Annotated in this window: 14 protein-coding genes; 7 read left to right on the top strand and 7 right to left on the bottom strand. The window is 68.4% G+C overall.

Annotated features, from left to right (window positions below; genetic code table 11):
- The first annotated feature begins 18 nt into the window (after nucleotides 1–18).
- The 3 genes from WMF46_RS24985 to WMF46_RS24975 all read left to right on the top strand — a co-directional run bounded on the left by WMF46_RS24985 (nucleotide 19) and on the right by WMF46_RS24975 (nucleotide 4,772).
- The gene (locus WMF46_RS24985; RefSeq protein ID WP_437979483.1) at nucleotides 19–1,107 is read left to right on the top strand and encodes a serine/threonine-protein kinase; all 1,089 of its coding nucleotides are present in this window, start codon (nucleotides 19–21) and stop codon (nucleotides 1,105–1,107) included.
- Nucleotides 1,108–1,653: 546 nt separating this feature from the next.
- On the top strand, nucleotides 1,654–3,393 hold the full coding sequence (locus WMF46_RS24980; RefSeq protein ID WP_437979482.1) for a DUF1592 domain-containing protein: 1,740 nt from the start codon (nucleotides 1,654–1,656) through the stop codon (nucleotides 3,391–3,393).
- A gap of 35 nt (nucleotides 3,394–3,428) precedes the next feature.
- Complete coding sequence (locus WMF46_RS24975; protein WP_437979481.1) at nucleotides 3,429–4,772, top strand: DUF1552 domain-containing protein; 1,344 nt, start codon at nucleotides 3,429–3,431, stop codon at nucleotides 4,770–4,772.
- Nucleotides 4,773–5,036: 264 nt separating this feature from the next.
- Here WMF46_RS24975 and WMF46_RS24970 read toward each other — a convergent pair whose 3' ends face one another.
- From WMF46_RS24970 to WMF46_RS24940, 7 genes are all read right to left on the bottom strand, one after another.
- A complete protein-coding gene (locus WMF46_RS24970; RefSeq protein WP_437979480.1) occupies nucleotides 5,037–5,885 on the bottom strand; it encodes an SGNH/GDSL hydrolase family protein in 849 nt (282 codons plus the stop codon).
- Between the two features lie 651 nt (nucleotides 5,886–6,536).
- Nucleotides 6,537–6,758, bottom strand: coding sequence for an STAS domain-containing protein (locus tag WMF46_RS24965; RefSeq protein ID WP_437979479.1), 222 nt, complete (start codon nucleotides 6,756–6,758; stop codon nucleotides 6,537–6,539).
- Nucleotides 6,722–8,005, bottom strand: a complete 1,284-nt coding sequence (locus WMF46_RS24960) for a PAS domain-containing protein (protein WP_437979478.1) — start codon at nucleotides 8,003–8,005, stop codon at nucleotides 6,722–6,724. The genes WMF46_RS24965 and WMF46_RS24960 overlap by 37 nt, the downstream gene beginning before the upstream one ends.
- 318 nt (nucleotides 8,006–8,323) lie before the next feature.
- Complete coding sequence (locus WMF46_RS24955) at nucleotides 8,324–9,709, bottom strand: DUF1552 domain-containing protein (protein WP_437979477.1); 1,386 nt, start codon at nucleotides 9,707–9,709, stop codon at nucleotides 8,324–8,326.
- 53 nt (nucleotides 9,710–9,762) lie between these two features.
- Nucleotides 9,763–11,403 carry a DUF1592 domain-containing protein gene (locus tag WMF46_RS24950; RefSeq protein WP_437979476.1) on the bottom strand — a complete coding sequence of 547 codons (1,641 nt, stop codon included), beginning with the start codon at nucleotides 11,401–11,403 and terminating at the stop codon, nucleotides 9,763–9,765.
- A gap of 212 nt (nucleotides 11,404–11,615) precedes the next feature.
- A complete protein-coding gene (locus WMF46_RS24945) occupies nucleotides 11,616–12,812 on the bottom strand; it encodes an alpha/beta hydrolase family esterase (protein WP_437979475.1) in 1,197 nt (398 codons plus the stop codon).
- A 123-nt stretch (nucleotides 12,813–12,935) separates the two neighbouring features.
- Entirely contained in the window at nucleotides 12,936–13,721 is a 786-nt protein-coding gene (locus WMF46_RS24940; protein ID WP_437979474.1) for an alpha/beta hydrolase family esterase, read from the bottom strand.
- Between the two features lie 46 nt (nucleotides 13,722–13,767).
- On the opposite strand from WMF46_RS24940, the gene WMF46_RS24935 reads away from it, so the two are divergent.
- From WMF46_RS24935 to WMF46_RS24920, 4 genes are all read left to right on the top strand, one after another.
- Nucleotides 13,768–13,911, top strand: coding sequence for a hypothetical protein (locus WMF46_RS24935; protein ID WP_437540660.1), 144 nt, complete (start codon nucleotides 13,768–13,770; stop codon nucleotides 13,909–13,911).
- Nucleotides 13,912–14,969: 1,058 nt separating this feature from the next.
- Nucleotides 14,970–16,112: a hypothetical protein gene (locus WMF46_RS24930; protein ID WP_437979473.1), complete on the top strand. Its 1,143-nt coding sequence runs from the start codon at nucleotides 14,970–14,972 to the stop codon at nucleotides 16,110–16,112.
- Nucleotides 16,113–16,681: 569 nt separating this feature from the next.
- Nucleotides 16,682–18,382, top strand: coding sequence for a DUF1592 domain-containing protein (locus WMF46_RS24925; protein ID WP_437979472.1), 1,701 nt, complete (start codon nucleotides 16,682–16,684; stop codon nucleotides 18,380–18,382).
- Nucleotides 18,379–19,755 carry a DUF1552 domain-containing protein gene (locus WMF46_RS24920; protein WP_437979471.1) on the top strand — a complete coding sequence of 459 codons (1,377 nt, stop codon included), beginning with the start codon at nucleotides 18,379–18,381 and terminating at the stop codon, nucleotides 19,753–19,755. The genes WMF46_RS24925 and WMF46_RS24920 overlap by 4 nt, the downstream gene beginning before the upstream one ends.
- Nucleotides 19,756–19,830: the final 75 nt, after the last annotated feature.

Raw genomic sequence — 19,830 nt, 5'->3', positions numbered from 1 at the left:
CCGCCCGGAGCAGTGAGCATGGATTCTTCTGACCTGGGCGCCGTCGGTCCTTACGAGCTGCTGTTGCAGCTGGCCAGGGGCGGCTCGGCCGAGGTCTTCATCGCGCGTCGCGCCTGCGCTGCAGGCGGAGGGGACGCGGGTCCGGAGCGCGGGTCGCTCGTGGCGGTGAAGCGGATCCGGGCCGATCTGCGGTTCGAGTCGAGCTATGCGAGCATGCTCTTCGACGAGGCGGGCATCGCGTCGCGCGTCGAGAGCCCCCATTTCGTTCCTGTCCTCGGTTACGGTCTCGACGAGGGCGCGCCGTACATCGTCATGGAGCTCGTCGTGGGGGTCACCCTCAAGCACCTCACCCGGGCTCCCGGGGCGCTCGGGGTCGGCGACGCGATCGAGCTCATCGCGCAGGCCGCCGAGGGGCTGCACGCGGCGCACGAGGCGCGCGACAGCTCGGGGGAGCTGCTCCAGGTGATCCACCGGGACATCTCGCCATCCAACATCCTTGTCGGCGTCGACGGCCGGGCGTCCATCTGCGATCTCGGGCTCGCGTATGCCCTGCGCCGCACGACGCGCACGAAGACCGGGATGGTGAAGGGGAAGCTGAGCTATTTCTCGCCGGAGCAGGCGAACGCGAGGCCGCTGGATCGGCGCTCGGACGTGTTCTCGCTCGGGGTCGTGGCGTGGGAGGTGCTGGCGGGCAGGCGGCTGTTCGCCGGCGGCAACATGGTCTCCACCCTCCACGCCGTCCTGGAGCGCGAGGTGCCGCCGCTCTCGAGCGAGCGCGAGGGCGTGGGCCAGGCCGTCACGGCCGCCGTCGCGCGGGCGATCGAGCGCGATCGCGACGCGCGCTGGCCCACGGCGGTCGATTTCGCGCAGGCGCTCCGGGCCGCGGCCAGGGAGGAGGGGCACGTGGCGTCGCGCGACGCCATCGGCGCGCGGGTCGCCGAGGTGCTCCCGCCGCCGCTGAAGCCGCTCGCGCCGTCCTACGTCTCGGGCGGGCCGTGCGTCACGGAGGAGATCGTCGCTGCCTTGCAGTCGATGTGCGCGGCGGGGCCGGTGGGTGAGGGGGAATCGGGCGGCCTCCTGGAACAGCGGCAGCCCTCGCGCGGCTGAGTCCGCTGCTGCGGCTCCGGCGTCCGCGGGGGAGCCCGGAACGTGGGTATACGCTCATCGCCATAATCTCGTTCAGCTGCACGACCTCCGCTCCTCGTGACGCGGCGCTCCGGAAAAGCTCCGCCGGCCTTGTCCTCCCTCCGCCTGGCGGACGCGCGCGGATCGGTCGATAGGCGTTGACATCCGCTATGTGAGCGTTCACATTGCAGAGGTATCCTTTCGCTTTGCTCTGGGTGGGTCCATGCGCATTGCGAGCCCCGTGGTCGGGTATCGGGTCGATCCTGGTGCCGGTTGCGTTCGGTCGTACACCAAAGGCATCACGCTCTGGGGGCTACGTTCATGGCACGACGCCGGTGAGGGGCTTGGGCCTCATCAGGGATGGCCAGTCGCGCCCCGCCATGGAGTGGTCGATGGATTTTCTCAGCAGGTAGTAGAAATATCATTAGGCCGAACTGGCCACGATCTGTCGCGATACGGGCGAGGGTAAACACCAGATCCCGCCTGCGCTCCACTTTAGCGTGCCCACAGCGGGCGAGGAGAGAGAACATGGTTAGGCCCTCAGATCATGAGAAGGCGCGTCCTCTCCTGGGCTCTCGGTTAGCTGTCTCGATCGCGTTGATCGTGGCCAGCGGCTGCACGGGAGACCTGGGCGGGTTTCGCACCGAGGATTCCAAACCGAACGATCCGAACGACCCGCCGCCCACCTCGACGACGGGCACGGGCCCGACGGACCCGGCTGCTTGCGAGGACGGCACGGTGTACCCCGGGCGAGCGCCGCTGCGGCGGCTGACGCGCTTCGAATACAACAAGACCGTCCGCGACCTCCTGGGCGACACGACCGAGCCAGCCATTTCACTTCCGAGCGAGGATGTCGGGAACGGCTTCGGCAATGACGCGGACACGCTGTCGGTCTCGAGCCTGCTCGCCGAGCAGCTGGGCACCGTCGCGGAGGGCGTCGCCAAGCGCGCGACCGCCACCCCGGAGGCGCTCGCGAAGCTCGACCCTTGCGCGCGCAGCGTGACGGCGGAGGGCGAGGAAGCGTGCGCGCGCACGATCATCGAGCGACTCGCGCCGCTCGCGTATCGAAGGCCGCTCGCCGCCGGCGAGGCGGACGAGCTCCTCGCGCTGTACAGCGCCGGCCGGACGGACGCCTCGTTCGACGTCGGCATCGCGACGGTCATCGAGGGGCTGCTTCAATCGCCGGATTTTCTCTACCGCATCGAGTTTGGCGCGCCCGACCCGGAGCGCTCCGAGCTCCGCCGGCCCACCGGCGACGAGATGGCGACGCGCCTATCGTACCTGCTCTGGGGCACGATGCCCGACGAGGACCTGCGCACGGCGGCGCAGGCGGGCGAGCTCTCGACCAAGGAGGGCGTGCGCGCTCATGCCGAGCGCATGCTCGAGGATCCCCGGTCGCGGACCACCGTCCGGTACTTCTTCGACAACCTGCTCCCCATCAGCAGCCTCGCGGATCTCGAGCGAAACGCGGAGTCGTTCCCGACCTTCACGCGGACGATCGGCTCGCTCATGCACGAAGAGACGCAGCGATTGCTCGATCACGAGATCTTCGAGGAGAACGGCACCTGGGCGTCCATCTTGACGGCCCCGTACACGTTCATGAACGGACCTCTCGCGGCGTTCTACGGCGTCTCCGGCGTGACGGGCGACGAGTTCCAGCGGGTGGAGCTCGACACGACCCAGCGCCTCGGGCTCCTCACCCAGGCCGGCATGATGGCCGGGACGACGCACTCGAACAACACGAACCCCGTGGTCCGCGGCGCGTTCGTGCTCGACAAGCTGATGTGCCAGAAGATCCCGCTCCCCACCGGCGACATCCTGGAGAGGGTGAAGCCGCCGGATCCGTACACCGGCGCGACGGCGCGGGATCGCTTCAGCCAGCACAGCAAGGATCCGGTCTGCGCGACGTGCCACCAGTTCATGGATCCGGTCGGGTTCGCGCTCGAGAACTACGACGCGGTCGGGCTGTTCCGCACGACGGAGAACGACGTCCCGATCGACGCGAGCGGCGGGGTCCCGGGCACGGACATCAAGGTGAACGGGCCGGTCGAGCTGGTGCAGGGGCTCGCCCAGACCGAGGCGGTGCAGAACTGCTTCGCGACGCACTGGGCCGAGTACGGCTATGGTCTCACGCTTCGCGCCGGGGACGCTTGCACCAAGAAGGCTGTCACGGACGCCTTCAAGGCGTCCGGATACAATGTGAAGCAGCTCCTGATCGAGCTCACGCAGACGGATGCCTTCCACTACATGGCTGCCCAGGAGGAGTGATGGTTATGTCGAACTTTCGTTTGAGCCGACGTGCCGTGTTGCGCGGCGCTGGCGCCATCGCCATCGCGCTCCCCTGGCTGGAGATCATGGGCCCCGAACGCACGGCGAGCGCGCAAGCCACCCCCGCCAAGCGTTTCCTCGGCGTCTACACGCCGGGCGGGACCGTGCTCAACCGCTGGCGGCCGACCGGCAACGAGACGAACTTCACCCTGGGGCCCATCCTGTCGCCGCTCGCGCCGGTGCAGGACAAGCTGATCGTCGTCGACGGCCTCGACATGAAGAGCGCGATCGGTGAGCAGCACCAGGCCGGGATCATCGCCTGGCTCTCGGGCACGACCCAGGCCCCGAACGGCGGCTACGCGGGCGGACCGTCCGTCGATCAGGTGATCGCCTCCCGGATCTCCGCCGGTCAGAAGGCGAAGGCGAGCATCGAGATCGCGGTGCGCTGGGCGACGGGCAAGTCCCACGGCCTGCTGTCACCGATGAACTCCGCGAATTTCGAGAGCGCCGCGCCGTTCAGGCCGATCTCGCCGCGCCTCGATCCGACGGAGATCTTCACCGATCTCTTCGGCACGCTGGATCCCAGCGCCGGCAACGACGCCGCCCGCCGACTCGCGCGAAAGAAATCGATCCTCGATTTCCTCGACGGGCGCTACTCCGCCCTGTCCAATCGGCTCGGCGCCGCCGACAAGCAGAAGATCGATCAGCACCTGACGAAGCTCCGCGAGATCGAGAAGAGCCTCGACAGCGCGCCGCCGGTCGAGACGAGCGCGTGCAAGGCGCCGACGAAGGTCGACACGTCCGACTACAACCCGCGCACGGGGCTCAGCGCGGACAACGACGGCAAGGTCAAGGACACCTCGACCGACGCGGCGATCCCGAAGGTCGGCAAGCTGATGATGGACATGATGGTGATGTCGCTCGCCTGCGACATCACCGCGGTCGGCACGCTGCAGTGGAGCGACACCGAGGCGAAGCACACCTTCCCCTGGCTCAACCTGAGCGAGCACCACCATTTCTACCAGCACGACGGCGGCTTCAGGGCAAACGAGTGCGAGCTCATCTGCAACTGGTATTCGAAGCAGCACCTCTATCTGCTGCAGGAGATGGCGAAGGTCGACATGGGTGGACACTCGCTGCTCGACGAGAGCGTCGTCTTCTTCGGGTCCGAGCTCCAGGATCCGCCGAGCCACAACAAGTCGAACATGCCGTTCTTGCTGGCCGGCGGCGGCGGAGGCCTGCGCGCTGGACGCTGGCTCCGGTACAACAATCGCCCGCACAACGATCTGCTCGTCTCGATCTTGAACCTGTTCGGCGACAGCCGACAAACGTTCGGCGACCAGAGATACTGCACCGGGCCGCTCACGAACCTGACGTAGCCGTCGCAAGCGCGAAACGCCGGCCGGCGCGAACTCAACGACGCCGGCCGGCGCTCCTCGAAATACAGGCTGGCGCCGTCACGCGACGCGGCACCAGCAGGAGGGTCGCGCGGGGAGGGCGCGACCGCGACGTCGCTTCACCGCAAGAGGTCGCCGATCGCCCCGTACCAGACGTTCGCCATGCGCACGTAGCCGGCCTCGTTCGGGTGTATCCTGTCCAGGAGCTTCGCTGTCGGAAATCCGGTGTGCGTTCGCCTTTCGATTTCAGCGGAGGTACGGACTCAACGCCTGGAACCAAACCTCGGCCATGCGGTTATACCCTGCCTGGTTCGGGTGGAGATTGTCGGCGAAGAGGGACTGCTTGTAGTTCGTGTCGTTGGTGAACGCTGTGTACATGTCCACCAGCACGATGTGCTGCCCCTTGCTGACGCGCGTCGAAACCAGGTCGGGCATGGCCGCGTTGTAGGCCCTGATGGCGTTGTTCGTGCCGTCCGTTCTCGACGGCACGATCTGCGCGAGCACCACGAGGATGTTCGGATCACGCGTGAAAATCGAGTCGAGCAGCTTGCCCAGGCGATTCGGTGCGTCCGCAACGTTGATGTTACCGTTGATGTCGTTCGTTCCGATCATCAACGTAATGATGTTGGGCTTGTAATTCGGAATGCTGGTGTCTACGAGCTTCGCGATGCCGTTGTTGCCCTCGATCGTCCAGCCGCCGTGACCCTCGTGGTTCCTCGGGAACGTCACTCCGTCCACCGTGGGCACGCTGTAATCATTGGCGGAACCGACGAAGGTGATGTCGCGGTTCGCTTCGAGCGCGAGGTGGAACAGCGGGGCGCGGTAGCCGCCGGCGACGTTGAAACCCTGCGTGATTGAATCGCCGAAGGGCATGATCTTGCAGGGGCCGCTCGCCGGGCAGGGCTGGAATGCCGGGCCGCCGCCCGCGCCATCGCTGCCCCCTGCACCTCCGTCGCCCGCGGTACCTCCGACACCGTCGGATGCGCCGCCCATGCCACCCGAGCCCGCTCCGCCGGCGCCCCCGGCGCCGCCCTCGCCGCCCGAGCCTGCCGAGCCGCTCGTGGCGTCTCCCCCTCCAGCGCTCCCGCTGGTCACGCCGCCGCTCGTCGCCCCCCCGCTGGTCGCGCCCGTCGTAGTGCTTGCGCCGGCTCCGGAGCTGGTCGACGTCGCTCCTTCCGTATCATCGGAGCACCCGCTGAGCATCGCCATCAGCGCGGCAGTCCCCACCAGCGTGGCCCACCTCGAGCGGCGCGGTCTCCGGATCTCCGCATCGTTCCGCTCGCGCGACCCACACAGCGAACCATTCTCTTGAACCATACGCATCGCATTCCTCCGTCCCACGCACGCCGGAGCGGAGAGCCGCAGGATGCGAGCTCCGCTGCGCCGTCGGGATGATCGACCGAGAGCCGCCGAAACGACACGCGACACCCTCGCGACCTCGCCGTTGCTCGCATCCGCGACGACCAGGCGAATGGAATCGGCGCAGAGGGCGAGCCTGAGCCCAGGGACGAAGGGCCGGCGCGCACGACGGCCTGTTCAGGGCAACGCGAAAGGAAACCCCAAGGCGCACTGTGAGCGTTCACACTGCTGGTGTCAAAGAAAATGGACCGGCGCGCGGCCTTCGAGCACGGCGGTCACACCCGGTGTGTCCGCGAGCGTCGGGGCGAGCTCGTAGCCGGGTCGCGCGCTCCAGTCGCCGCGCGGGGGAGGGGTCTCGGTCTCTTTACGATGCAGCCATGGCGCGCTTCACCGGGCGACGCGCGGGCGCTCCGTGGGCCCGAGCGCGTACGCGATGCCGCTCTGCAAGGTGCCCATCGTGACGATGCCGGTGAGGTCCGCGCCGAGCTCGATCAGGGCGCGCGCCACCTCGGGGCGGATGCCCGTGAGCACCACGCGCGCGCCGAGCATCTGGGCGGCGCGCGCGGTCCGCGTCAGCGCATCGGCGATGAGCGTGTCGACGGCGCGCACGCCGGTGATGTCCAGGATCGCGGTGTGGCGCGCTGGCCGCTGATCCCGGTGAGCAGCGTCTCCATGATCTGCCCCGCGCGCGCGCCGTCCACCGTCCCGACGAGCGGCATGGCCAGGACGCCGTCGGCGAGCGGGATGAGCGGCGTCGACAGCTCCCGGAGCGCCTCCTGCTGCGCGGCGATGATCTGCTCCTGCAGCGCGGCCCGCTCCGCCTCCGCGCGCCTCAGGTCGGTGTCCTCTCTCACGACACCGCCGACGCCGACAAGCTCACCGCGCTCGTTGCGAACCGGGAACTTGGCCGTGAAGAAATAAGCATTCTGGCCGCCGAAGTCCAGGACCTCCTGGTACCGCATGGCCTGGCCGCTCGCGAACACCTCCCGTTCTTTCTCCACGATCCGGTCGGCGACGTCGGGCGGCGTGCCGCCGAGCTCATGCTCGTCCTTGCCGAGGAGCTCGATGGCGTGCCGCCCGAGAGCCCGTGCATAAGGGCGGTTGAGGAACACGTAGCGCCCCTCCGGGTCCTTGATGAACATGACGTTCGGCGAGTTGTCCACGAGCTGAAGGAGCATCTGATGGCGCTCGTGCAACAGGCGCTCTCTCCGCCGCGGATCGTCGCCCTCGTCCACGATGGCCGCGATCTCCCGGACGTCGCCTCGCTCGTCGCGCAGCACGGCGTAGGTCCACCGGCAGGTGAGCGCGTCCCCCTCTCTCGTCCTGGCCGCGCTCGCGGCCGTCGCGAAGAGGCTCTCGCCAGGATCGTGGTTGAACGCCTCCACCTCCTCGGGCGACACCGGATCCGCGGCCACGAGCTCGGAGAGCCGGCGGCCCACGGCCTCGTCCTCGCTCCAGCCGAAGAGGCACCTGGCGGCGTCGTTCCAGCGCGTCACGGTGCCATCGAGGCGCCAGTGGATCAGCGCCGGGACCTGCGTGGCGCCCAGAGCGAACGGAGCGTCGATGTAGGCCGCCGCCGCGCTGACCAACCCTCTCTCGCGCCCGAGCTCGTCGCGCCGACTGGCCAGCTCACTCTCCAGCTCCTCGACGCGCGCGCGCAGCGCCCGGCACTCTGCCTTGTAGTCCACCTCGCCATCGATGCGCGCGGACACCCCGCCCGGCGCGGGGCCCCCGTCGAGCTGGCAGGGCCCGCCCGCCGTGCTCCCTGCTTCCGAGTCGTGGTCCCCTCCGGACACCGCATCCGCGTCCGCGCCCCCGAACGGCCCGGATGTCCGCTCGCCCCTGTCGCGACCCATGCTCGCTCCTCCGCGCGCTGATCTGCGAGCGCGCCGCCCGTAGTGTAACGGTTCTGCAAGCCGATCTCGCCAGAGCGTCGACCAGGGCCCGCCGCGAGGCGCGCCTGGATGCGCTCGCTCGGCCGGCGCCGGGCCAGGCGAGGCCGCGTCCCGATCGGCGGCGCGCCGGGGGGCGGGCGCGGAGCGCGATCGCCACGCTCGCGACGTGCTTCTGCGCCTGCTGGCGGGCCTCGCCCGGAGTCTTCGTGAGGGTTCGTAATTCGGGTGACAGCTCCGGCGAGGCACACCGCCGGCGAGGCACACCGCCGGCGAGGCCGCTCAGGCGAGCATGTCGTCGATGGGCCCGGAGCCCTTGCCCTCGCCGAAGTTCTCCGTCCACTCGGTCTTGTCCCGAACGGCGGCGGCGATGAGGCCGTTGAAGAGCCTGTTGTTCGTGGCGTCTTCGGCGTCGATGAAAGCACCCTGCTTCAGGTAGCCGCCGCCGCTCCCGGCGATGATCGTCGGAACGTCGCGGAAGCTGTGCGACGGGCCGTCCGACACGTGGTTCGTCCACAGGACGATGGACTTGTCGAACAGGCCGCGCGCCTTGAACTGATCGAGGCCGTGGAGCAGCGTCTGCATGCGGAGCACGTCGATCTCGGCGTGCGCTTGCTCGGCCGTCGGGTTGCTGCCCGAAGAGGCGTCCGACTGCACACGATGGCTGATGTGGTGGAAGGGCCACCCGAGCTTCTCGTTCGACGGCACCGCATACTTCGTCTGATCCGTGCCGTCGCCGTGCTGCAGCGTCGCCACGCGGTTGAAGTTGCAGGCGAAAGCCAGCGCCACGAGCTCGAGATGGAGCTTCGCGACGTCTTCGATCATGCCGTTCGTCTTGAACGCGAAGCCGCTCTTGAGCGCGTCGAGCTCCGACGTCGAGAGGCCCGCCTGGCTGCAGGTCCCGGCCATCTCGCCCATCGTGACCTCGGCGTCGCGGATGGCCTCGAAATGCTGCTGGAGGCGCTGCTTGTCGGCGGAGCTCAGCGCCGACATGCGCATCAGGCTGTTCAGCTCCTCGCGCACGAAGTCGTTCGCGCTCTTGCGGCTGCGGATGAGCTCATCGGCGACCTGCCCGCCGCTGCCACCGCTGCTACCACCGCCGTTGTCCGTCAAGCCGACGAGCTTGGAGTAGAGCGTGTACGGGTTGTCGTCCGCAGAACGCACCTGCCCGGAGCCGGCGCCCTTGAAAGAGATGCGCTCGGCGATGTACCCGTTCTTGCGGTTGCCGGCGTAGAGCGTGAGCGGCTCGGCGCCGCCCTCGTTCACCAGCTTGGCGACGACCACGTCCGCGGACACGCCGCCCGAGGACGCGGTTTTGCCGCCGCCCTGCGCCGGGCGCGCGGTGAGCGACTGACACAGACCCTGCGCATGGCCGCAGTTGCTGGGCCCACTCATCGGGAAGTTGATCCCGCGGATGAACAGCAGGTTCGGGGCGTGGGGCGCGAGCACGTGCGTCGCCTTGTCCGTCATCGCGGCGAGCCCGTCGGTCGTGAGCTGGCCAGTCTTGTCCGGGAAGAACTTCTTGCCCACCACGCCGCACGCCGCCACGATGTAGAGGCTGAACACGGGCGTGCTGTCCGCGGCCCAGGCGGAGCGCGACGGCAGACCCTCGAGGAAGGGAAGGGCGATGGCGACGCCGCCCGCGCGCAGGAACGCGCGCCGATTCATGCCGCGCCGATGCGCTGCGTTCGGAGGAGCGAGGTTCATTGCGATCTTGGGGTTCACAGCGTACCTCCCATGCGAGTCCGGAATGCTTCCTTCTTCACGAGCTCGAGCATCATCTCTTTCACCGAGCCGCTGGCGCCGCGGCTCACCTCGGCGAGCGTCTGGACGAGCGGCAAATCCGACGGGACGACGTCGCGCTGGAGCGCGAAGCTCGCGAGCTTCTTGGCGTAGCAGAGGTGAGCCTGCTCACCCTCTGCCATGTGGTTCATCAGCTCGCCGGCGTCCGCGAACGACTTGTCCCCTTCGGAGAACGTGTAGACACCGCTGCTGTCGATCGGCAAGCCTCCGTTCTCCTCGTCCCGATATTGCCCCATGCCGTCGAAGTGCTCGAAGGCGAAGCCGACGGGATTGATGAGCTGGTTGTGGCACGCGCCGCCGCAGCCGGAGGTGAGCCGCGTGATGCGTTGACGGTTCGTCTGCCCGGGCTCGAGGGGCGGGACCGGCGGTATGTCAGGGGCCGGCGCGCCGAGCGGCGCGCACAGCACGTCGAAGTTGATGTTGGCGCCGCGGTGGATCGAGTCCGACTCATCGTTCAGGGCGTTCAGCGTCAGGTAAGGGAGCTGCGAGAAGAAGCCGACGCGATCGGGACCGAGGTCTCGCTCCACGACGCCGCTCCCGCTCGGCGAAAGGCCGTAGAGGCTCGCCATCCCCGGCCCCACGAAGCCCTTGGTGGACGTGAGGATCTCCTTGACGCCGAGACCCTCGGCGAAGATCTTGTCGAAGAACAGGTACGCGCTCTCCTCGTACTCCGCGTTCAACGATTCTTTGTAGCTCGGCACGCCGAGCTTGCTGATCGTGGCGTAGCGATCGAAGTGGAGCAGCTCGCGATGGAAGTACCGCATGCCCTCGGCCGCGGTGGGCTCCTCCAGCATGGTCTTCGCGACCGCGGCGATCGCCTCCGGCGTCGTGAGCGTGGGCGCCCTGTCGAGCAGCTCGTCGCTCGGCGCGGCATCGCGCAGCCAGAGCGAGAGCTTCGCCGCGATCTCGTAACCATCGAGCGGCTTGCGATCCTCGCCGAGCTCCGTGCGGTAGAGGAAGTGCGGCGACTGGAGCATCGTCCGGATCACGAGCTGCGCGCCCTTGGCGAACGCGCTCTTCGCGCCGGACATCGCCGTTCCGGTCTCGAAGAGATCCGTGTACCTGGCGGTCTCGTCGTCCGTCAGCGGACGGCGATACGCACGGCGCCCCACGGCTTCGATGAAGCCGGCCGCGTCCGTGCCCGGGTAAACATCGGCGAGCGCCTCCTCCGAATCCGTCACCTCCTCGGCGAGCGCCTCCGCCGCCGATTGGTAGTCGCTCCACGAGCGCTGGTTCACGCTCAGCAGGTGCTCGTTGTTCGTGAAGTCCGTCGTGCCGGCGACGGGCTTCTCGAACCCGTCGGACAGCGACGGCGGAGCGGCGAGGTTCAGGACCACCTGCACGCTGCGCGCCCACTGCGAGTTCGTTAGGCGCACGAACCGGTGGTACTTCGGCCCACCCGGCATGTCGATGCCGCGCGCCACCCCGCCGGTGGGTGGGTCGCCGCCGCTGTCCGGAGGAGGGCCGCCGCCCCCCTCCGGATCCGAATCGCCCAAGGCGCCCGTGCATCCCGCCAGCAGGAGCGCGGTGACGCAGAGCCCCGCGCCCAGCGCCCGCATGCCGCGTGGCAAGCCGGTCATTAAAAAAGACGGTGGGGTCATCATAGCCTCCTGACCAAGCTCGGGTGACGAATCAACTATTCCAGCACAGGTACAATGCAAACATCATCCAGTGACTGTCTTGTACATCTGAAATCGAGAATCCATGCATCGAAGAGATCTCGTTCAGTCCACCGCCTGCGGAGGCCGCGTTCACTCACGGCCCGCGCGGCTCACTTGAGCGACTGGAAGAAGCGCCAGGCTCGCCCGCCCGCGCCGGACGGTACGTTGTGACTGCCGGGGTGCGTGCAGTACACGACCGGCTGGCCCTCCTTGCAGCCCTGGTACTCGACGCACGCGTCGCCGAAGCTCGACCGCATCGTGGTCGCCTGGCAGCCGTTCCGGCCGCGCCAGAAGTCTCGGGTCGCCTGTCCCAGCTGGGGGGACACGGTCGTGTCGGTGTCGCCTTGCGTTTGAATCAGCGCGTGCGCGGCGCTGGCGTCGCTGCACGTGGGCTGGGAGCCGTTGGGGCCCCATCCAGCGACCGGGGCGAGGCCGCGGAACACGGAGGCGCGCTGGCAGCCGAGCGTGTTCGTCATGAAACCACCTTGGCTGAACCCGACCGCGAAGACGCGCTTCGTGTCCACGCAGTAGTTCGTCTTGGCGTGCTCCAGCATGGCATCGAAGAACGCCAGGTCGGCCGTCATGCGCGCCTGATTGGCGTTGGGCGGCGGACCGCCCCAGTTGGAGTCCGCAGTGCCCCACTGCGATTCGGTGCTCGGAGGCGTGGATTGCCCGTTCGCCGGCAAGCCCTGCGGGTAGATGAGCAGCGCCTGGTTGTTGGTCTCCTGGATGAGCTGGAATCCGCTGTTGTCGTGAGCGGCCCACACGTTGTTCATGTTCAGGCCGTGGATACCGAAGACCAGCGGCAGCGGCTTGCTCGGGTCGTAGTTCTCCGGCACGTGAATCAGGTAGTAGCGCGTCACCCCGCCGACCATCAGCGTCTGCTGCGTGCGAGGGTTGGGGCGCGTCACGGCCTTGCCGCAGCCCACCGAGCCGCCGTTGCCAGGGTCCATCGTTCCGCCGTCGCCGGAGCCCGTCGAGCCGCCGTCGCCGGAGCCCGTCGAGCCGCCGTCGCCGGAGCCCGTCGAGCCGCCGTCGCCGGCGCCCGTCGAACCGCCGGCGCCGGTGCCGGTGCCGGCCGAGTCGCCGCCCGTGCCGGCCGAGCTGCTCGTGCTCGCGACCGTGCTCGCGCCGCCGCTGGACGTTGCGCCCGACGTCGCTCCCGAGGTGGAACCGACGCTCGTGGATGCGCCAGAGGAGCCGCTAGCGCCGGGGTCGACGGGATCCGCCTCCGAGCCGCATGCGGCCAGCCCCGCCGCCAGGCCCAGGGTGAAAAGAACGTTCAGTCCGAACACAGATCGACTCATAAGGACACCATCTCGCTAGCTTCTGCTCGCCGGGGGCTCGGGCGATGGCGGGTCGTCCGCCGCGCTCCCCGGCTGGTTGATGCACGCGTCATGCACCGGGCGCCGCCGGGCCAATCATGGTTCTCAGTAGGTCGAGAACAGGCTCCAGAGGAACTTGGGCGCGAACGCGGGCCAGCCATGATTGGTGTTGTTGTAGTTCGGGTCTCCGTGCTGGCACCAGTAGACCGGATAGCCCTCGTCACAGCCCTGAGCGAGGACGCAGTTCGAGCGATCGTCCGTGTACCCGTCGACCGGCGTGGTGCTCGCCTCGCAGTGGTTCAGCTGGGTATAAAAGTCGCGCGTCTTCGGGCCGTTGTCCGTCCCGACCACGTTGTCGCGCTTTCCGTGGATGACGACCGCCGTGACCTGCCCGGTACACTTCCGGGAGCCGGCGTTGAGCGGGTACTGCTGTACGTTCTTGGTGGCGCACGGGCCCACAGCGCGCAGCTTGTCCGCGTGCTCGCAGCCGAGGATGCTCGAGAAGTCGCCGCCCGAGCTCTCGCCCGCCGCGAACACGCGGGCCTTGTCGATGCAGAGGTTGCCGGTGATCTGATCGTAGAACGGCTGAAAGAAGGAGACGTCGTTCGCCCCCCAGCCGGAGCTGGAGTTGGCCGGGTGCGGGTAGACGCGGATCCAGGCTTCCTTGGGGCCGGTCACCTCGAAGCCCGCGTTCTGCTCTGCCCAGCTGATCGGGTTGCCGGTCGGGTTGAACATGATCATCACCGGATACGGCTTGCTGGCGTCGTAGTTGGTCGGCAGCTTCACGTAGTACTGGTGACCCGATACGGTGAGCGGGCTCTGGGCGCTGCCCGTCTGCGGGTTGGCCTTGCCGCAACCCGTGCTCGGCTCCGGGGGGGCCTTGCCTCCCATCGATCCGCCCTCACCGCCCGCTCCCGGCGAACCGCCGCTTCCGCTCGTGCCTCCCTCACCGCCCGTTCCACCGGCGGTCGCGCCGCCGTTGCCGGTCGTGGTGCCGCCGCTGGTCGTGGCGCCGCCCGTCGTGGTGGTGGTGCTGCTGCTGGTGCTGCCTGAGACGGCGGCCCCGCCCGTCCCGGCGTGAGGGTCGTCGCCTGACGAGCTCGCGCCGTCATCGGCGCCACCTGCGCAAGCCGAGAGAGCGCAAGAGCCGGCCAGCGCCGCGAACAATGTGGCTCGAACGAGTGTAGATTGGTTCGTCATTCGAATACCCAGGCGCGATTTTTTCCTCACCAGCGGCGTTCCACGAGGAGGTGCGCCCGCAGCGTGAGGCCGTTTCCAGTTGATTGAAGGATCCGAGTCCGACGGCCGAGCTGGGGTTCAGCGAGCTTGCGCGACTTTGATGTAAACAAGCCGTCTCGCTGGATTTTTGCTCGTCGCGGCAAGGTGTTCATTGTGATCGTTCACATGATCGATGTCAACTCCTGTCGACGGGACCGCGGAGTTCCTCGAGCCCGAGGGAGGACAGGGCCGGCGTGGCTCCTCCGACGAAGCGGCGCGTCAAGCGGGGCACCGGGCCGCGCGTCAGAGAGGGCCTGTACGACGAGGGTGCCAATGGCATCGTAACAGTCGCCCCTCAGCGCAACATGAGCGTCGGCGGTGGACGTGCTCCGCCACGTCATCTCTGACCAGCTGGTGGGCGCTGTGTGGAGAGAAGGCCGGTCGATTCGAACGTGGTGGTCGCCGTCGACCAGCACGGCGGTGAGGCGGCTGCGTGCCGCCATTTCCCCGACCTGGGCCATCGGACGGTGGGGCACCTCACCAGGTCGCGCAACTGGCTCGAAGCCGACCAGAACACTCGGGATCGAGGGGCGCCGCGGGCTGGTCAATTTTGTTTGACGCCCTGAATGTGATCGTTCACGGTGCGCCCTCGGGGGTCCTGCTGCTGACATCGTATTTGCGCAGGCACACGAGCCGCGATGCGCGAATCGGTGGTCCAGCGGAACGGCGCAAGGCCTGGCGCCGGGGGCCGACGGACTCTGCGGGCGCCAGCAGCTCGCTCGTGACGTGAGCTTGGCTTATGTCAGTGCATTTTTCTGCGAGCCGTGAACAAGCCATCGAGTCGCGCGCCAAGGGGCCTCGGAGAGGCACGAACGCTCGGCAGGGCACCCAGAACGGGCTGATCTCGTCCCCGGAGTGAGCATGACGACACGTCGATTCCTTTCGTCACTGGCCTGCATCGGCTGCGCGCTGTCGCTCGCCGCTTGCGGGAGCGATGATGCCGGCAGCGGCGCGGCCTCCACCGGCCAAGGTGGGGGCGGCGCCGGCGCGCCGGACGCCGCCGCCTCCAGTGGCCCCGGCGGGGGCTCTCCTGGGAGCGCCTCGGCCAGCGCGGGAGGTCAAGCGGGCGCCGGCACGGGCGGCGAAGCGCCCAGCGGTGGAACGACGGCGGCCGGCGGCGAAGGCGGCTCCGCAGGGGTGGGCGGGGCAGGCGGGGCGGGCGGTTCAGACGAATTCGAGCCGGTGACCATCTCGTTCGGGACCACGCTCGATCCGCGCACCCAGGTGCTCGAGGCGCGGGCGCTCGCCGAGTCCGTCGCCGATCCCGGCTCTCCGCAGTGGCGGACCAAAGGGGACCAGCGCAGGACGTATCGCTTTCCAGAAGCGGGCGCCGACGTTCCTTACCGCGTCTGCGTCCCGAATGGCTGGGACGGGACGTCGAAGCTGCCCCTCGTGATGTTCTTGCACGGCGCAGGGAACGACGAGAGCTCGTACCTGGATCAGAACAACAGGCAGATGGTGAATCTGGCCGACCAGCATGGTGTTCTCCTGGTCTCGCCGCTTGGCTACCAGGGCGCCTACGGCAACTTCCTGCGGCTGCCGGCCGTGTTCGGGCAACCCGCGGAGGCGGAGAAGCTCCTGGCCATGCGTACGCCCGAGCGAGAACGCGCCCAGGAGCTCAGCGAGAAGGACGTCATCAACGTCCTGGAGCTGGTGCTGCATGAGTACCCGATCGATCGTGGCGCGATGTTCCTCACCGGACACTCGATGGGGAGCGGGGGCACCTGGTACATCGGCGCGAAGTACGCCGACTACTGGACGGCTCTTGCGCCCATGTCCGGCCCCTTCGTCCAGGAGGCGGGCTATCCATGGGACCGGCTGCTCGACGTGCCCATCTTCGTGACGGAAGGGACCGGCGCCACGCCTTCTCTGACGGGCAGCCGGGCGCTGCGCGACTGGATGATGGCTGGCGGCTACACGATCACGTACAAGGAAGTCGATGCGGACCATCCAGGCATGGTGCCGCTCGTGCTGCCCGACGTCTTCGACTTCTTCGACCGCTAGCAGCCTCTGCGCTCGTCGCGCGCCTTCACGTCGCTCGACGTACGCAACGGCGCTCTCAGCACGCGTGTCACTGGCGGAAAGTTCCAGTCCTCACGGTCCCACGGCCATGCCAGCGTCCTCGCTCGGGCCGGAGGGACCATGTGGGTGGGTCGATTGGGTTTGACATCGATCTTGTGATCGTTCACATTGCTTCGGAGCGATATCCTTTTGCTTCGTCTTGGGTGGGTCGTCACGCGGACCGAGACCTTCGTCCTTCAATGGGTGTCGGCACCGGCATCGCTCGCTCGGCGGTGCGCGCCGCGGGCGGCGGATCGGCCCCCCGCAGGCCGTCGGGCCGACCTCTCGAGACCGCGCGCTCTCTCATGATCGTGTTCGTGTGCAAGCTCACGAGTTCCGATCGTGTTTGAATCGTCCAGTGTTGAACGGCTGCGGGTCCCATGCAACAGGCAAGAGCGACGCCGCGCTCGATGACGGAGTGAACACAACGGCTTCTGTTGGATGGTAGTCGCGTTGAGAGCCACGCTGAACAGGCCGCCCGGTCGCCAGCGCTTCACCAGGAGAGAGAGACGATGACCCCACCGTCTATTTCGATGATCCTCCTGCCACGCTGGAGGCGCGCGCTGGGCGCGCCGCTCTGCGCTGCGGCGCTCCTGCTCGCGGGGTGCACGGGCTCTCTGGGCGCCCACGACCACGACGAGGGCGACGACCCCTTGCCGGGCGGCGCGGCGGCGCCGCAGGTCGCCGAGCGCAGCATGTTCCCGCGGCTGAGCCACGCGCAGTGGGAGAACACGGTGCGCGATCTCCTGCGCCTCGACGACAGGCCCGGCCTCTCGGCGTCCTTCACGAGCGATCCGCTCGGCGGGGTGTTCGACAACAACGAAGCTGCGCTGCTGGTGACGCCGGGCCTCTGGAGCGATTACCAGCGCGCCGCCGAGGAGCTCGCGGCGATGGTGACCGCCGACGAGGACAAGCTCGGCCGGCTCGTGCCCGCCGACCTGCCGGTCGAGCCGGAGGCGCGTGCGCAGGCGTTCATCGAGCGGTTCGGCGAGCGGGCGTTCCGGCGCCCGCTCACGGTCGAGGAGCGGGACACGTATGTCGCGCTGTTCCGTCGCGGCGAGGAGCTCTTCGAGGGCGAGGAGCCGTTCGCGGCCGGCGTGCGCGCGGCGCTCGAGGCGTTTCTGCAGTCACCTCATTTCGTCTATCGGGTCGAGCGCGGCGCCGGGCCGGCGAAGGGCGGGCTCATCCCGCTGAGCGGCCACGAGACCGTGGCCAAGCTCTCGTACCTCTTCTGGAACTCGATGCCGTCCGACGAGCTCCTCGAGGCGGCGAAGGCGGGCGAGCTCTCGACCCCCGAGGCCGTCCGGGCCTACACGGAGGGGATGCTCGAGGATCCGCGCGCTCGCGAGGTCGTCCGCGCGTTCCACCGGCAGCTCTACGATTACGAGCAGTACCACGACCTCAACAAGGACCAGGCGCTCTACCCCGAGTTCGTCCCCGAGATGGGCGACGACATGCAGCGCGAGGCGGAGCTCTTCGTGGATCATGTCGTCTTCGAAAGGGAGGGGGGCCTCACCGAGCTGCTCACCTCGCGCACCGCGTTCGTGAACGAGCACCTCGCGGCGGTCTACGGCGTCGAGGGTGACTTCTCGGACGGGTTCGCGCAGGTGGAGCTCGACGAGGCCGAGCGCTCGGGGCTGCTCACGCGCCTCGGCTTCCTCGCGGCCAAGGCGACGGCGCGGCAGCCGGACTCGATCCACCGCGGCGTCTTCGTGAACCTCAGGATCCTCTGCGCCTCGCTGCCGCCGCCGCCCGACGACGCGACCTCGCTGCCGCCGGGCGAGCAAGCGACCAACCGCGAGCGCGTCGAGGCGCACACGGGCAAGGGGACGTGCGGCGCGTCGTGCCATGGGGCGCTCATCAACCCCGCCGGGTTCGCCTTCGAGCATTACGACGCGATCGGCAAGTACCGCACGACCGACAACGGGATGCCGGTCAACTCCGCCGACGCCTACACGCTCGGCGGCCAGTCGCGGAAGTACGCGGATGCCATCGAGTTCAGCCGGCTGCTCGCCGAGAGCAGCGAGGCGCACGCGTGCTACGCGGAGCGGTGGATCGAGTTCGCCCACGGCCGCGACGCGGACGTGAAGGACAGGGCGTTCGTCAAGCAGCTCGGCGAGTCGTCGCGCGGCGGCTCCTCGACCAAGGAGCTCCTCCTCGAGATCGTCTCGTCCACTCCGTTCCTCGCTCGAGTCCCCGCGGAGGAGCCATGATCACCCGACGACGTGTGCTTCGAGGCCTGTTTGGCGTCACGGTCGCGCTCCCGTTCCTGGAGACCTTCGCCCCGCGGCGCGCCGCTGCCGGCACGGGCGACGTGCCGCCCTTCGCGATCTTCATGCGCCAGGCGAACGGCGTGGCGCAGGCGGCCGGCGACGAGCCCGACATGTTCTGGCCCAGCGAGACAGGCGCGCTGACCGCCGCGTCGATGGAGCGGGACAGCGACCGCGCGGTCAGCGAGCTCAAGGACTACGCGAGCAAGCTCATCATGCTGCGCGGCGTGGATTTCGCGTTCAAGGCCAACGGGTGCGGCCACTCCGGCGGCGGTAACCAGTGCCTCACGGCCGCGCGCGTGTCCGACCAGCCGGCGGGCAACGAGTCGCTCGCGATGGGCGAGTCGATCGACAACCGCATTGCGACCGAGCTCAACCCGGCGGGCGTCGAGCCCCTGACGCTCTACGCGGGCAGGATGTCCGGCTACATCAACGAGGTGCTCTCGTACCGCGGGCCGAAGCAGCTGCGCGCAGCCGAGCGCAACCCGGCCAACGCGTACAAGAAGCTCTTCGGGCTCGCCGACGTGGACACCGAGGTCCAGCAGTCGCTCGTCGAGCGCCGCACCAGCGTCAACGACCTGGTGCGCGGGGAGATGAAGGCGCTCATGAGCCGGAAGGACGTCAGCAAGAGCGATCGCGAGCGGCTGCAGCTCCACTTCGACAGCATCCGTGATCTCGAGGTCGCGCTCGCGTGCAAGCTCCCGGAGATGCAGGTCGCCGAGATGGAGGCGATCTCGCCGAACGTCGGCAAATCCGAGAACATCGAGGCCGTCACGCGGATGCAGATGGAACTCATCGCGCTCGCGATGGCGTGCGGCGTCACGCGCGTGGCGACGCTCCAGGTGGGCGACGGCAACGACGGGACCGAGTACACGATCAACGGCGTCCGGCAGAAGAGCTACCACAAGATCTCCCACCGCATCGACAGCGACGGCACCTCGGGCCCGCCGATCGAGGGCGCTCAGGAGCTGCACCACCAGATCGACCGGATCCACGCGCGGCTCTTCAAGCACCTGCTCGACAGGCTCTCGTCTTACGAGCTCGGCTCGGGGACGCTCCTCGATCACGGCGTAGCGGTGTGGCTCAATGACAACGCGGACAAGTACCACGGGTACCGGAAGGTCCCGTACATCCTCGCCGGCGGCGCCGCGGACTACCTGAAGACCGGCCAGTTCGTCGACGTCAAGATCACCAACAACAAGCTGCTCAACACGATCGGCGCGGCCGTCGGATGCACCAACAGCCAGGGAGGGCCGCTCGACGACTTCGGCGACGAGAGCCTCGAAGGCGGGCTCGTTGACTCGATCATTGCCTGAAGACATCGCCTGAAGAAGCAAAGAATCCGGACGTTTCGGAGCTCGAGCCGCTGGCTATAGGCTCGCCGCTCAAAG

The sequence above is a fragment of the Sorangium sp. So ce117 genome, from assembly GCF_051524395.1.
Classification (GTDB): domain Bacteria; phylum Myxococcota_A; class Polyangia; order Polyangiales; family Polyangiaceae; genus Sorangium; species Sorangium cellulosum_B.
Note: the sequence above shows the minus strand (reverse complement) of the source record. Positions and strands in the feature narration are given on the sequence as shown.